Source organism: Pseudomonas idahonensis, from assembly GCF_037903935.1.
Taxonomy (GTDB): Bacteria; Pseudomonadota; Gammaproteobacteria; order Pseudomonadales; family Pseudomonadaceae; genus Aquipseudomonas; species Aquipseudomonas danubii.
In genome coordinates this window covers 4,050,292-4,065,089 of sequence record NZ_CP149586.1, presented here as the reverse complement: position 1 = coordinate 4,065,089, position 14,798 = coordinate 4,050,292, and the positions used below count along the sequence as shown (strand labels likewise).

The window sequence follows — 14,798 nt, the reverse complement described above, 5'->3', positions numbered from 1 at the left end:
GGCCGTGATCCACTCTTGCATCCACTAAGCGAGCAGCCATGAGCAATCCCTTGCCCAGCCCGACCCCGAGAGCCAACTATCGACAGACGCTGGTTGCGCTGCTGGGCCTGTTGCTGGGCCTGAGCATTTTCATCGGCGTGCAGCGACTGATCACGCCGCGCTACACCTGGGTCACGCCGCTGGATGAATGGATTCCTTTCATTGCCCAGTCCTGGTGGCTGTACGTGCTGTTCTTTCCCTTCGTGCTGCTGGCGGCGACCTACGCCAGTGCCGAAGCGTTCAGGACGTTCAAGAACGCCACGGGGATGGCCTTCGCCATTGCCCTCCTGTGTTTCTGGCTGTTCCCCGAGCACCTGCCCAGGCCCGATCTTGGTAGCCTCGACAATGCCTTTTTGTATCAGCGCTTGAGCCGCATGTGGCAGCTGGACCTGGCGTCCAATGGCTGCCCCAGCCTGCACGTGGCGGTGACGTGCCTGGCCTGCCGCGCGCTCTGGTCTCACTCCGGCAAATGGCTGATCGGCATCACCGGCCTGTTGATCTGCCTGTCGACCCTGACCCTCAAGCAACACACGCTGCTGGATGTCGCAGGCGGCCTACTGCTGGCCCTGGCCTGTGCCCTGGCCACCCAACGACAAGGAAGCCATGCCCGTGTCCCAGCCTAATGCCCGCGCCGGCGACAATCAGGCGCTGCATGCCTTTGTCCCGGCCGCCGAGCTGTTTGTCCTCAAGCCCTGGATCGGGATGCTGGCGCTGTTGGCCGACTGGGCCCTGATCGTTGTCGCGTTCGTCTGTGCCGCACGCTGGCCGCATCCCGTCACCTACCTGTTGGCGGCGCTGATCATTGCCCGCAGCCAGCTGGCCCTGGCGGTGATCATGCATGAGAGTGCCCACGGCCTGCTCCTGCGCCGACAGGCACTCAATGATGGCGTGGGGCAGTTGTTGGCGGCCGGCCCGCTGTTTCTTTCCATGGCCACCTACCGCGCCGGCCACCTGAAGCACCACCGGCAACCGATGCTGCATGACGACCCGGTGATGGCGGTGTTTGGCATGGGGGACTACCCGCTGCCTCGGGGCAAACTGGCCAGGCGCTTGCTGGCGGATCTATTCGGGGTGGGCTACTTAATCAGCGCCTACAGATTTGCCCGGGGTGATTACCGCACCGTCATGCCCAGGGTCGACAAGTCCGCAGGGCAGGTGTCCTGGGAGATCTGTTCAATGCTGATCGGCAACGGCGTGCTGTTCGGCTTGCTGAGTGCGTTCGGGCACCCCTGGCTCTACCTGGATTTGTGGTTGTTGCCGGCCATCACTTTGCTGCCGTTGATGGGCCGGGTCCGGGCGCTCATGGAGCACGCCGGATTGCCCGCCCATGCTGACCAGAGCCAGAACGCCCGCAGCATCGTGCGTCCGAACTGGCAGACTTTTTTCTTCGGTCCCCATGGGATCCACTACCACATCGAGCATCACCTCTATGTGCGCGTGCCGTTCTACCATTTGCGCCGTCTGCATGAACAACTGGCAGCGCGGCAGTTGCTGCCTGCGGCGAATCTCTATGGCGGTTACATCGGGGTACTGCGGGATGTCAGCTACCCGGCGTTGAAGCCGCCGGCGGCCTGACTGCTCATGGCGTTTGCGCACGGATGATCGAGGCTATAGGAAGGGAGGTATAGAAGGCGCTGGGCAATCAATCGGAACAAGGTCATCGGACCCGCCATTGCAGCGGGTCCGACAGGTGTGTCAAAGCTTGGGCAGTTGCCCGATACGCCCGACCATCTCGGTGACGATCTGCAAGTCCAGGAGGAACTGATCCACGGTCTTGAACTCGTTGTCGGTGTGGCCGGTGTACTTGACTTCGGGCCGCGCCAGGCCGAATTGCACGCCGTTGGGCAGTTCATGCACCGAGGTGGCACCGGCGGAGGTGCCGAACTGGTGTTGCATGCCCAGGTTCTCGCTGGCCACCGCCAGCAAGGCCTTGACCCATTCGCCTTCGGGGTTGCGGTACATCGGTGCGGCGATGGAGGTGTCGAGCGTCACCGCCACCTGGGTCTTCTTGCTCCAGGCCGCCAGCTTGTCGGTGATTTCAGCCTTCAGCACGTCCGGGGTCTTGCCCTTGGGCACTCGCAGGTTGACCGCCAGCTTGAAGGCTTTGTCATCCACGCCGACGAAGGTCGGGGAGGTGGTCAGCGGGCCCATGAAGGCGTCGGCGAAACCGATGCCCAGCTTGTTCCCCAGGTAGTCCAGGCCCCAGTTGTCGGCGGCGTAGCGGGCACCGTCGGTGAACGCGTTGTGCTTGAGGGCGATCTTGCCGTCGAGGCTGTTGATGAAGTCCAGCATCCGCGCCACCGGGTTGACCCCGGACTCGGGTTCGGAGGAGTGGGCGGACACGCCGGTGACGGTCAACTGCACATCCTTGTCCACCACCTTGGCGGTGACCTGGAAGTTGCCGCCGTTGGCCTTGGCATAGGCGGCACCGGCTTGCTGCAGGCTGGCCACCAGTTCGGCGGGTGTGTCGGTCTTGAAGGTGGCCACCGAGGTGGAAGGAATCTGGTTGGTGGCCAGGCCACCGGTCAGCCCGGTCATTTCCGCGCCCTTGCCTTCGGCGGCACGCCGGGCAAAGGTCGCCATCACCGTGCCGTAGCCTTTCTCGGCGATCACCACCGGGTAGCCGCCATCCAGCGCCAGGTTGTAGTTGGGCGTCGGGTTGCGTTCGAAGTAGTAGGGGATGGCGTCGCCGCTGGTTTCCTCGGTGGTGTCCACCAGCAGTTTGAAGTTGCGCGCCAGGGGCAGCTTCTCTTCCTTGATGATCTTCATGGCGTAGAGCGCGACCACGATGCCGTTCTTGTCGTCCTCGGTGCCGCGGCCGTACATGCGGTCGCCGATCAGGGTGACCTTGAACGGGTCGAGGCGGGTGCCGTCTTCCAGCACCCAGTTTTCCGGGGTCACCGGCACCACGTCGGCGTGGGCGTGGATGCCGACCACTTCGTCGCCGGTGCCGTCCAGGGAGATCTCGTAGACCCGGTTGTCGATGTTGCGAAAGTTCAGGTTGAAGGCCTTGGCCAGGCCCTGGATCTTCTCGGCGATCTTGAGAAACTCGGGGTTCTTGTACTGCGGCACACCGTCGATGTTGAAGGTGGGAATGGCCACCAGTTCACGCAGGGTCTCGGTGGCGGCCTTGCCGTACTTCACCCGGGCGTAGAGGCCCAGCAGGCGATGGATTTCGTTCTGCTGTTCGGCGGACAGGCTCTTGTTGTCGAGAAAGGCGCTGATGGCCGGGCCCAGGTTGGCGTTCTTGCCCGCTTCGCTCTTGGCCAGGCTGCCGAGGAACTGACGGAAGTCGCTGACCGAGTGGTCACTGAAGGACTTGAGGATGGCCGCGCTCTGTTGCGGGGTGATATTGGCCTGGGCGGCGCTGGAAAACGCGGACAGGCTGGCGAGCATCAGGGTGGCCGCAGCCAGGTGCTTGAGAGAAAAATCCATTGTTGAGGGCATTCCTTTGCAGGTGATGAGTGGGAAGTGTCTGATGTTTCAGACAGAAACGTTCCCAAGCTAACACTACGAAGGAGGGCGGCGGGAGTCCCGGATGTGGGATCTGTCGCACAGAAATGCAAAAGCGGCGCACAAACGAAAAATGTTGCAGGGCGGGGAACAGCGGGCGCCTGGGTCGGCGCCCGCTGTGGGTGGGGCAGGATCAGATGGCGGCGTCCCAAGGACGGTCGCCATGCTCGTCCTTGATACGGGTCGGCAGGCCCATCACGTCCAGCGCCTTGAGGAACGGCTTGGCCGCCAGCTCCTCGACGTTGACCATGCGTTGCACGTCCCACTCGCCACGGGCGACCAGCAGGGCGGCAGCCACTGGCGGTACACCGGCGGTGTAGGAAATGCCCTGGCTGTCAGTCTCGGCGTAGGCTTCTTCGTGGTCAGCCACGTTGTAGATGAAGACTTCGCGCGGCTGGCCATCCTTGGTGCCCTTGACCAGGTCACCGATGCAGGTCTTGCCGGTGTAGCCCGGGGCCAGGGAGGCCGGATCAGGCAGCACGGCCTTGACCACTTTGAGCGGCACCACTTCCAGGCCTTCGGCGGTCTTGACCGGTTGCTCGGAGAGCAGGCCGAGGTTGCGCAGCACGGTAAACACGTTGATGTAGTGCTCGCCGAAGCTCATCCAGAAGCGCACGTTGGGCACGTCGAGGTTTTTCGACAGCGAGTGCACTTCGTCGTGGCCGGTCAGGTACAGGTTCTGCGAGCCGACCACGGGCAGGTCGTCGGTACGCTTGACTTCGAACATGGTGTTGCTGGTCCACTGGCTGTCCTGCCAGCTCCACACCTGTCCGGTGAATTCGCGGAAGTTGATTTCCGGGTCGAAATTGGTGGCGAAGTATTTGCCGTGGGAACCGGCATTGACGTCGAGAATGTCGATGGAATCAATGCGGTCGAAATGTTCTTGCTTGGCCAGGGCGGCATAGGCGTTGACCACGCCCGGATCGAAGCCCACGCCGAGAATGGCGGTGACTTTCTTCTCCTGGCATTCCTCGAGGTGCTTCCACTCGTAGTTGCCGTACCAGGGTGGGGTCTCGCAGATCTTGCCCGGCTCTTCGTGGATCGCGGTGTCCAGGTAGGCCACACCGGTATCGATGCAGGCACGCAGCACCGACATGTTGAGGAACGCGGAGCCGACGTTGATGACGATCTGCGACTCGGTCTCGCGGATCAGCGCCTTGGTCGCTTCGATGTCCAGCGCGTTGAGGGCGAAGGCTTTTATTTCAGCGGGCTGTTTGAGGCTGCCCTTGGCCTTGACGCTGTCGATGATGGCCTGGCATTTGGAGATGTTGCGCGACGCGATAGCAATACGACCGAGTTCGTCGTTGTGCTGCGCGCACTTGTGGGCCACCACCTTGGCGACACCTCCTGCACCAATGATAAGAACATTCTTCTTCAATTTATTTACTTCTCCTCGTGTCTGTCCGCTCAGGAAAGGCTGGACAGGTAGTCTTCGAAACCAAACTCGCGCACTACGTCGATGCTGCCATCGAGTTGTTTCACGACAATGGACGGCATTTTCAGACCGTTGAACCAGTTTTTCTTGACCATGGTGTAACCCGCAGCGTCGATGAACGACAGTCGATCGCCGATGGCCAGCGGACGATCAAATTGGTATTCGCCGAAGATGTCCCCGGCCAGGCAGGATTTGCCACACACCATGTAGGTATGTTCACCCGTGCTTGGTGACAGCTTGGCGTTCAAGCGATAAATCAGCAGGTCGAGCATGTGGGCTTCGATGGAGCTGTCCACCACTGCCAGGTGCTTGCCGTTGTACAGGGTGTCGAGCACGGTCACTTCCAGGGACGCGCTCTGGGTGATGGCGGCTTCGCCCGGCTCCAGGTAGACCTGCACGCCGTACTTCTCGGAGAAAGCCTTGAGGCGCGCGCAGAAGGCGTCCAGGGCGTAGTCCTCGCCGGTGAAGTGAATGCCGCCGCCGAGGCTGACCCATTCGACCTTGTGCAGCAGGTGGCCGAAGCGCTCTTCGATGGTGGTCAACATCTGGTCGAACAGGCCGAAGTCGCCGTTCTCGCAGTTGTTGTGGAACATGAAGCCGGAGATCTGTTCGATCACGCCTTCGATCTTCGCCGGGTCCCACTCGCCCAGGCGGCTGAACGGGCGCGCCGGGTCGGCCAGCAGGTAGTCCGAGCTGCTCACCTGGGGGTTGACCCGCAGGCCGCGGACCTTGCCGCTGGAGGCATCGGCAAAGCGCTGCAGCTGGCTGATGGAGTTGAAGATGATCTTGTCGCAGTTGGCGAGCATGTCCTCGATCTCATCGTCGGCCCAGGCCACGCTGTAGGCATGGGTTTCGCCTGCGAACTTCTGCCGGCCGAGCTTGAGCTCGTACAGCGACGAGGAGGTGGTGCCGTCCATGTACTGCTGCATCAGGTCGAACACCGACCAGGTGGCGAAGCACTTGAGGGCCAGCAGGGCCTTGGCGCCGGACTGCTCGCGCACGTAGGCGATCTTCTGCATGTTGCTCAAAAGCTTCTGCTTGTCGATGAGGTAGTACGGCGTCTTGATCATTTCAGGGTCTCCGGCAGGGCCAGCCAAAAAGGTAGGCATTGTGCCCTCAGTGCCTGCAGATCGAAAGCACGGAAATGCATTTTCGCCGGGTAATCATCTGAACGGCCAAACTGATCAGTCTGATGGCCGCGGGTTAACGCCCGTACGTCCCCGATCACAGTCCGGCCTCGTGCAATCCGTGGCCGCAGGCCCTCGTGCTGCCTCGTTTTTTCTTATCCAGGGAGCACATTTTTAGTCATTTTCCTTCGCCGACGTCTGTCGCACCATCTGCTGCATCCGACTCACACCCGGGTTCTGAACCAGGTGTCCAGCGCTTGCGCTGACGCCCTTCGTCTTGCAGAAGGACACACACATGACCGTAGAACAAATACAAGTGGATACCTTGGTGGTCGGCGCGGGCCAGGCCGGCGTGGCCATGAGCGAACACCTGAGCAAGCTCGGGGTGCCCCATCTGGTGCTGGAGCGCAGCCGCATCGCCGAGGCCTGGCGCACCGGACGCTGGGACTCGCTGGTGGCCAACGGGCCGGCCTGGCATGACCGCTTTCCCGGCCTGGAATTCGATACCCCTGCCGATGCCTTCCCGGCCAAGGATCAGGTGGCGGACTACTTCGAGGCCTATGCCCGCCAGTTCAATGCACCGATCCGCACCGGTGTGGAAGTGCGCAAGGTGCAGCGCAATGTCGGACGCCCCGGCTTCACCGTCGAGACCTCCGAGGGGGTGATCCAGGCCCAGCGCGTGGTGGCCGCCACCGGACCTTTCCAGCGCCCGGTGATTCCGCCGATTGCGCCCAAGGATGCACGGGTTGAGCAGATCCATTCCGCCGCCTACCGCAATCCGCAGCAACTGCCGGCGGGTGCGGTGCTGGTGGTGGGGGCGGGTTCCTCCGGCGTGCAGATCGCCGATGAGCTGCAGCGAGCGGGGCGCCAGGTCTACCTGTCGGTGGGGGCCCATGACCGTCCGCCGCGGGCCTACCGTGGCCGGGACTTCTGCTGGTGGCTCGGGGTGCTGGGGGAGTGGGATGCGGAGATTGCCAAACCGGGCCGGGAGCACGTGACCATTGCTGTCAGTGGTGCCCGCGGCGGCCAGACCATCGACTTCCGCGCCCTGGCCCATCAAGGCATCACCCTGGTGGGGCTGACCCAGGCCTTCGACGGTGAACGGGTGACCTTCCGGGCGGACCTGGTGGACAACCTGGCCCGAGGCGACGAGAACTACCTGGCGCTGCTGGACGCGGCCGATGCCTATATCGCCCGCAACGGCCTCGACCTGCCGCCGGAGCCCGAGGCTCGGCAGCGTGTCCCTGATCCGCAGTGCGTGAAGCAGCCGATCCTGGAGCTGGACCTGCTGGAGGCGGGGATCACCTCGATCATCTGGGCCACCGGCTATGCCGTGGACTTTTCCTGGCTGCAGGTGGACACCTTCAGCGAACAGGGCAAGCCCCTGCACCAGCGCGGTGTGTCCCGCGAGCCCGGGGTCTATTTCCTCGGCCTGCCCTGGCTGTCGCGTCGGGGTTCCTCCTTTATCTGGGGCGTCTGGCACGACGCCAAGCACGTCGCCGATCACATCGCGACCCAGCGCAAATACCTGGCCTACAGCCAAGCCCGGCAGTCCTCGACGCAGACTTCAGCGCAACCAGAGACACCGATCCACAACCTCGACAGCGTGGGAGCCCACTGATGCCTACTCATACCCGTATTCGCATGTTCAACACCAAGGACACCTATCCCAACCAGTCCCTGGACAATGACCTGTGCCAGGCGGTGCGTGCCGGCAACACGGTGTACGTGCGCGGTCAGGTCGGCACTGATTTCGACGGTCGGCTGGTGGGCCTCGGCGACCCGCGAGCCCAGGCCGAACAGGCGATGAAAAACGTCAAGCAACTGCTGGAAGAAGCCGGCAGCGACCTGTCCCATATCGTCAAGACCACCACCTACCTCACCGACCCGCGTTATCGCGAGCCGGTCTATCAGGAGGTGGGCAAGTGGCTCAAGGGCGTATTCCCGATTTCCACTGGCCTGGTGGTCTCGGCCCTCGGCCAGCCGCAGTGGCTGATGGAAATCGACGTGATCGCGGTCATTCCCGAGTGACCCCTGTGCGGTTGTTTCCAGCGGCGCCGAGTCGAGCGTCCATGCAGGCCCAGTGGGCCAAGGAGTTGCCATGACTTTTTCCATCGTTGGCCGCTGTGCCGAAACCGGCCAGTTGGGCATTGCCATCAGTTCGTCGAGCATCGCCGTCGGCGCTCGTTGCCCCTGGGTGCGAGCGGGAGTGGGGGCGGTGGCCACCCAGAACGTGACCCTGCCGGCCCTGGGGCCGCAGATTCTCGACCTGCTGGAGAACCACAAGCTCGATCCCGGCACGGCCCTGGACAAGGCCCTGGGCAGCAACGGCTGGAGCCAGTACCGCCAGGTGACGGTGATCGACGGCCAGGGGCGCACAGCGCTGTTCAGTGGCCAGCAAGCCCTGGGTCTGCACAACGCGCTGGCGGGCGAACAATGCGTGGCCGCCGGCAACCTGCTGGCGGGCACAGGAGTGATCGAGGCCATGGTCGAGGCGTTCGAACAGACGCCGGGCATTCTCGTCGAGCGTCTGTTGGCGGCCATGCACGCGGCCATGGCTGCCGGGGGCGAGGCGGGGCCGGTGCATTCGGCGGCGCTGAGCGTGGTGGATGACCTGACCTGGCCCATCGTCGACCTGCGGGTGGACTGGGCCGATGAAGACCCCATCGGTCAGTTGGCCGGCCTCTGGCAGGCCTATCGGCCGCAGATGCAGGACTACCTGACCCGGGCCCTGGACCCCACGGCGGCGCCCAGCTACGGAGTGCCGGGCAATGAGTGAGCATTCGAGCCGCGAGCTGCTGGCGCGGCTGGTGGGGTTTGCCACAGTCAGCCGCGACTCCAACCTGGAGCTGATCGGTTTTATCCGCTACTACCTGATGAGTCATGGGGTGGACAGCGAGCTGATCTACAACCCGCAGCGCACCAAGGCCAATCTGTTTGCCAGCATCGGTCCCAGCGATCGCAGCGGTGTGGTGCTGTCCGGGCACACCGACGTGGTGCCGGTGGATGGCCAGGCCTGGAGCGTCGAGCCGTTTGTCTTGAACGAGCGGGAAGGGCGCCTGTACGGCCGTGGCACCGCCGACATGAAGGGCTTTATCGCCTCGGTGCTGGCGGCGGTGCCGGGCTTGGTCCGGCGAGAGCTGCGCATACCGATCCACCTGGCCTTTTCCTATGACGAGGAGGTGGGCTGCCTGGGCGTGCGGCCGATGCTCGAACGATTACAGCAGCGCCCGCACAAGCCGCTGCTGTGCCTGATCGGCGAGCCCACCGAACTGCGCCCGGTGCTGGGCCACAAGGGCAAGCTGGCCATGCGTTGCCAGGTGCGTGGCGCGGCCTGTCATTCAGCCTATGCGCCGTATGGGGTCAACGCCATCGAGTACGCGGCGCGGCTGATCGGCAAGCTGGGGGAGATCGGCGGCCAACTGGCCCGTCCCGAACACCACGACCCGCGCTTCGATCCGCCGTTCTCCACGGTGCAGACCGGCACCATCAAGGGCGGCCGGGCGCTGAACATCGTGCCGGCGGACTGCGAGTTCGATTTCGAGGTGCGCACCCTGCCGGAGTTCGATGCCCAGGCCGTGGTGGATGAACTGCAGCGTTATGCCCAAGACCAATTGCTGCCGCAGATGCAGGCGGTACAGGCCGACACCGGGATCGCCCTGCAACCCTTGAGCGCCTACCCCGGGCTGGCCACCGCCGCCGACAGCGAAGCCGCCGAACTGCTGGCGCTGCTCAGTGGTTCGCGGGCGTTCGGCACTGTGGCGTTCGGCACCGAGGGCGGGCTGTTTCATCAGGCCGGTATCCCCACGGTGGTCTGTGGCCCGGGCAGCATGGACCAGGGGCACAAGCCGGACGAGTTCATCAGCCTTGAGCAGTTGCACGCCTGCGACGCCATGCTGCTACGCCTGGGGGATTGGCTGGAGCGTCCGACCTGACCTTGCCCAGCGGTTGACGGGCTCCGTTTCACGCCCCAGGCCATCTCCCGGATGGCCTGGGCGTTGGCGTTTGTGCGGCCCGGCCCAGGGCCTTGGCTACAGAGCTTTTTCATGGTGCCGGAGCATATTTTTAGTATTTTTCCTCTCGCTCGCGGTGACGCACCATCCTCCCTACCTACCTAACAACCAGGCCGTTACAACGGTCGACGAGGGAGTGCAGCGTGTTCGATCTCGGTTACTGGCAGCAGCGAGCTGCCCGGCAAACATTCATTGACCAGGCGCTGATCGGCGGCCAACGGTTGTCCGCCCAGTCCGGCGCCACGTTCGATGCCATCAACCCCGCCACCAATCAACGCTTGGCCCGGGTCAGCGCCTGTGGCGCCGCCGAGGTGGACCTGGCGGTGGCCGCCGCGCGCCGGGCCTTCGACCAGGGGCCCTGGGCGCGCATGGCCCCGGTGGAACGCAAGAAGGTGCTGCTGCGTCTGGCCGAGCTGATGCTCGCCCACCGCGAGGAACTGGCCCTGCTGGAATCCCTGAACATGGGCAAACCGGTGATGGATGCCTGGAACATTGACGTGCCCGGCGCCGCCAACGTCTTCGCCTGGTACGCCGAAAGCGTCGACAAGCTCTACGATCAGGTGGCCCCCGGCGCCCGCAACAGCCACGCCAGCATCAGCCGTGAAGCCTTGGGGGTGATCGGCGCCGTGGTGCCCTGGAACTTCCCCCTGGACATGGCGGCCTGGAAGCTGGCACCGGCCCTGGCGGTGGGCAACTCGGTGGTGCTCAAGCCCGCCGAGCAGTCGCCGTTCTCGGCCCTGCGCCTGGCCGAATTGGCCCTCGAGGCCGGGGTGCCGGAAGGGGTGCTCAACGTGGTGCCGGGCCTGGGCGTCGAGGCCGGTCGGGCCCTGGGCCTGCACCCGGATGTGGATTGCCTGGTGTTCACCGGCTCCACCGAAGTGGGCAAGTACTTCATGCAGTACTCGGCCCAATCCAACCTCAAGCAGGTCTGGCTGGAATGTGGCGGCAAGAGCCCGAACCTGGTGTTCGCCGACTGCCAGGACCTGGACCTGGCCGCCGAGAAGGCCGCCTTTGGCATCTTCTTCAACCAGGGCGAGGTGTGTTCGGCCAACTCGCGGCTGCTGGTGGAACGCAGCATTCATGACCAGTTCGTCGAACGCCTGCAAGCCAAGGCTCGGGACTGGCGGCCGGGCAATCCCCTGGACCCGGCCAGCCGTGCCGGGGCCATGGTCGATGCCCGCCAGACCGCCAGCGTCATGGGCTATATCAAGGGCGCCCGGGAGCAGGGCGCCGAGCTGGCGTGCGGCGGCCGGCAACTGATCATCGATGGCAGCGACAACTACATCGAACCGACCATTTTCACTGGCGTGGATCGCCAGATGACCCTGTTCCGCGAAGAACTGTTTGGCCCAGTGCTGGCGGTGACCCCCTTTGACCATGAGGAACAAGCAGTAGCGCTGGCCAACGACAGCGTCTATGGCCTGGCGGCGTCGTTGTGGAGCGATGACCTCAACCGTGCCCACCGGGTGGCCCGGCAGCTGCGGGCCGGCACCGTGTCGGTGAACACCGTGGACGCCCTGGACGTCACCGTGCCTTTTGGCGGCGGCCGGCAATCGGGGTTTGGTCGCGACCTGTCGCTGCACGCTTTCGACAAGTACACCCAACTGAAAACCACCTGGTTCCAGTTGCGCTGAGCCATGCCTTGCGACCTGCTCGCCAGGTCCAGTGCCGCGCCGTCAAAGCGCGTCTTTACCTGCCGCTTCGGCGGCAGGCCCACAACAATAAAAAGCGGAGTGTGTGCCATGACTGCAAGTGTCTCCATCGGGGCCGCAAGCCCCTTGCAACGCGGCGGTTTGCGCCGGGTCCTGGGCCTGGGTTCGCTGGTCTCGGTGGCCGTCGGCCTGGTGGTGTCCCAGGGGGTGATGGTGCTGATGCTGCAAGGGGCGGGGATGGCCGGGCTGGGCTTCTTCATGCCCCTGCTGCTGGCCTATCTGATGGCCCTGACCTACGCGCTGTCCTTTTCCGAGCTGGCGTTGATGGTGCCTCGGGCCGGCAGCTTGAGCAGCTACACCGAAGTGGCCATCGGGGACTTCCCGGCGATCCTCGCCACCTTCTCCGGCTACATGGTGGTGGCGATGTTCGCCCTGTCCGCCGAACTGCTGCTCCTGGACCTGATCATCGGCAAGGTCTACCCCGGCGCGCTGCCGCCGATGCTGGTGGCCTATGGCGTGCTGGGCACCTTCACCTTGCTCAATCTGCTGGGCATTGACGTCTTCGCCAAGCTGCAGACGGTCCTGGCGGTGGTGATGGTGGTGATTCTGCTGACCCTGGGCCTGGGCGCCATCGGCAGCGCGCAGGCGGATCTGCAACTGCCGCTGGATCAGGGCTGGAACCCCATGGAAGTGGGGGCGCTGGCGTTGGCGGCGATGGCCATCTGGGGCTTTGTCGGTGCCGAGTTCGTCTGCCCGCTGGTGGAGGAAACCCGCAACCCGGAACGCAATATCCCGCGCTCGATGATCATTGGCCTGAGCATCATTTTCCTGGTGATCACTCTGTATTGCCTCGGCGCACTGCTGTGCATTCCCCGGGAGCAACTGGCGAGCAACCCGCTGCCGCATTTCCTTTTCGCCACCTCGGTGTTCGGTGAGGCCGGCAAGCTGTTCCTGGTGGGCGCGGTGATCACCGCGACCTGCAGCACGGTCAATTCGTCCCTGGCGGCGCTGCCGCGCATGCTCTACGGCATGGCTCAGAACGGCCAGGCCTTTCCCCAGTTCAAGCGCCTGAGTCCGCGCACCCGTACGCCCTGGGTGGCGGTGCTGTTCATTGCCGCCCTCACGGGCCTGCCGATCCTGCTGCTGGGCCAGGACCCGGATTCCATCAGCCTGCTGCTGTTGGCCGCGGCCCTGGCCTGGCTCTTGGCCTACATCATCGTGCACATCGACGTGATCGCCCTGCGGCGTCGCTACCCCGAGGCGCCACGGCCGTTCCGTTCACCCTTCTACCCCTGGCCCCAGGTGCTGGGCATCGTCGGCATGCTGTTTGCGATCTATCACGTCTCACCGTCGCCGCAGATGACCGCGCGGATCTTCGGCAGCGCCGGGGTGGTGCTCGGGGTGATCTCGGTGATTGCCGTGCTCTGGATCAAGCTGGTGATGCGCAAGCCACTGTTTGTTCCCGAGCCGCTGTTGCCCCTCGAACCGGGGCCCGCTGCAACCTCTTCCCTTGAACCCACTTGCCGTGCAGGAGAATGACCATGAGTGCTTCCAACCCTCAGCCAGACAACGCCCCGCAACGCAGTACCCAGGACTACCAGGCCGCCGACGCCGCGCACCATATCCATGCCTTTCTCGACCAGAAGGCGCTGAACGCCGAAGGCCCGCGGGTCATCGTCCGCGGCCAGGGCCTGCACCTGTGGGACAACGACGGCAAGCGCTACCTGGACGGCATGTCCGGCCTGTGGTGCACCAACCTCGGCTACGGCCGCAAGGACCTGGCGGCCGCCGCCAGCGCCCAGCTGGAACAGCTGCCGTACTACAACATGTTCTTCCACACCACCCACCCGGCGGTGGTGGAGCTGTCGGAGTTGCTGTTCAGCCTGCTGCCGGGGCACTACAGCCACGCCATCTACACCAACTCCGGTTCCGAGGCCAACGAGGTGCTGATCCGTAGCGTGCGCCGCTACTGGCAGATCCTCGGCCAGCCACAGAAGAAGGTGATGATCGGCCGCTGGAACGGCTATCACGGCTCGACCCTGGCGGCCACCGCCCTGGGCGGGATGAAGTTCATGCACGACATGGGTGGCTTGATCCCGGACGTGGCGCATATCGACGAGCCTTACTGGTTCGCCCACGAAGGCAACCTGACGCCCGCCGAATTCGGTCTGCGCTGCGCCCGCCAGCTGGAGGAGAAGATCCTCGAACTGGGGGCCGAGAACGTCGCTGGTTTCATCGCCGAGCCGTTCCAGGGCGCGGGCGGCATGATCTTCCCGCCGGACAGCTACTGGCCGGAGATCCAGCGCATCTGTCGCCAGTACGACGTGCTGCTGTGTGCCGACGAAGTGATCGGTGGTTTCGGCCGTACTGGCGAATGGTTCGCCCACCAGCACTTCGGTTTCGAGCCCGATACCCTGTCCATCGCCAAGGGCCTGACCTCGGGCTACATCCCCATGGGCGGCCTGGTGCTGAGCAAACGCATCGCCCAGGTGCTGGTGGAGCAGGGCGGGGTGTTCGCCCATGGCCTGACCTACTCCGGGCACCCGGTGGCGGCCGCCGTGGCCATCGCCAACCTCAAGGCCCTGCGCGATGAGGGCGTGGTGAGCCAGGTCAAGAACGACACCGGTCCCTACCTGCAGCAATGCCTGCGCGAAGTGTTCGGCAAGCATCCGCTGATCGGCGAGATCCAGGGCACCGGGCTGGTGGCGGCCCTGCAGTTCGCCGAGGACAAGGCCACGCGCAAACGCTTTGCCAACGAGAACGACATCGCCTGGCGCTGTCGCACCCTGGGCTTCGAAGAAGGCGTGATCATTCGCTCGACCTTCGGGCGCATGATCATGGCCCCGGCCCTGGTGGCCACCCGCGGTGATATCGATGAGTTGATCGACAAGACCCGGCGCGCGGTGGAGCGCACGACCCAGGAAATCGAGGCCGGGCAACTGCCGACGGCCTGAGGACTGCTGCTGGATCGAGCGCTTGTCGGCGCTGTTAAAACACAACACCCCGCCAGAGTCGGACT

At 64.3% G+C, this 14,798-nt stretch carries 12 protein-coding genes; 9 read left to right on the top strand and 3 right to left on the bottom strand.

Annotation, left to right across the window (positions count from 1 at the left end; all coding sequences use genetic code 11):
• Positions 1–38: 38 nt before the first annotated feature.
• Together WIN67_RS18430 and WIN67_RS18425 are read left to right on the top strand one after the other, a co-directional pair.
• On the top strand, positions 39–662 hold the full coding sequence (locus tag WIN67_RS18430) for a phosphatase PAP2 family protein (protein WP_339069806.1): 624 nt from the start codon (positions 39–41) through the stop codon (positions 660–662).
• Positions 649–1,614 (top strand): fatty acid desaturase family protein, encoded by a 966-nt coding sequence (locus WIN67_RS18425; RefSeq protein ID WP_339069805.1) that lies wholly within the window; start codon positions 649–651, stop codon positions 1,612–1,614. The genes WIN67_RS18430 and WIN67_RS18425 overlap by 14 nt, the downstream gene beginning before the upstream one ends.
• Before the next feature lie 120 nt (positions 1,615–1,734).
• On the opposite strand, the gene WIN67_RS18420 is transcribed toward WIN67_RS18425, so the two are convergent.
• The 3 genes from WIN67_RS18420 to WIN67_RS18410 form a co-directional block, all read right to left on the bottom strand.
• Positions 1,735–3,474 (bottom strand): dipeptidase, encoded by a 1,740-nt coding sequence (locus tag WIN67_RS18420; RefSeq protein WP_339069804.1) that lies wholly within the window; start codon positions 3,472–3,474, stop codon positions 1,735–1,737.
• Positions 3,475–3,685: 211 nt separating this feature from the next.
• Complete coding sequence (locus WIN67_RS18415) at positions 3,686–4,930, bottom strand: saccharopine dehydrogenase family protein (RefSeq protein ID WP_102863073.1); 1,245 nt, start codon at positions 4,928–4,930, stop codon at positions 3,686–3,688.
• A gap of 29 nt (positions 4,931–4,959) precedes the next feature.
• Positions 4,960–6,057: a carboxynorspermidine decarboxylase gene (locus tag WIN67_RS18410; RefSeq protein WP_102863074.1), complete on the bottom strand. Its 1,098-nt coding sequence runs from the start codon at positions 6,055–6,057 to the stop codon at positions 4,960–4,962.
• 352 nt (positions 6,058–6,409) lie between these two features.
• Here WIN67_RS18410 and WIN67_RS18405 point away from each other — a divergent pair, with 352 nt between their 5' ends.
• From WIN67_RS18405 to WIN67_RS18375, 7 genes are all read left to right on the top strand, one after another.
• Complete coding sequence (locus WIN67_RS18405; RefSeq protein WP_253085367.1) at positions 6,410–7,735, top strand: flavin-containing monooxygenase; 1,326 nt, start codon at positions 6,410–6,412, stop codon at positions 7,733–7,735.
• Positions 7,735–8,145 carry a RidA family protein gene (locus WIN67_RS18400; protein WP_011061806.1) on the top strand — a complete coding sequence of 137 codons (411 nt, stop codon included), beginning with the start codon at positions 7,735–7,737 and terminating at the stop codon, positions 8,143–8,145. The genes WIN67_RS18405 and WIN67_RS18400 overlap by 1 nt, the downstream gene beginning before the upstream one ends.
• A 70-nt stretch (positions 8,146–8,215) precedes the next feature.
• The gene (locus WIN67_RS18395; RefSeq protein ID WP_102863076.1) at positions 8,216–8,893 is read left to right on the top strand and encodes a DUF1028 domain-containing protein; all 678 of its coding nucleotides are present in this window, start codon (positions 8,216–8,218) and stop codon (positions 8,891–8,893) included.
• A complete protein-coding gene (gene argE / locus WIN67_RS18390) occupies positions 8,886–10,049 on the top strand; it encodes an acetylornithine deacetylase (RefSeq protein ID WP_339069803.1) in 1,164 nt (387 codons plus the stop codon). The genes WIN67_RS18395 and argE overlap by 8 nt, the downstream gene beginning before the upstream one ends.
• 221 nt (positions 10,050–10,270) lie before the next feature.
• Positions 10,271–11,761, top strand: coding sequence for an aldehyde dehydrogenase (locus tag WIN67_RS18385; protein ID WP_339069802.1), 1,491 nt, complete (start codon positions 10,271–10,273; stop codon positions 11,759–11,761).
• Positions 11,762–11,869: 108 nt separating this feature from the next.
• The gene (locus tag WIN67_RS18380; RefSeq protein ID WP_339069801.1) at positions 11,870–13,318 is read left to right on the top strand and encodes an APC family permease; all 1,449 of its coding nucleotides are present in this window, start codon (positions 11,870–11,872) and stop codon (positions 13,316–13,318) included.
• A 2-nt stretch (positions 13,319–13,320) separates the two neighbouring features.
• Positions 13,321–14,733, top strand: a complete 1,413-nt coding sequence (locus WIN67_RS18375; RefSeq protein WP_102863080.1) for an aspartate aminotransferase family protein — start codon at positions 13,321–13,323, stop codon at positions 14,731–14,733.
• The last annotated feature ends 65 nt before the right edge of the window (positions 14,734–14,798 follow it).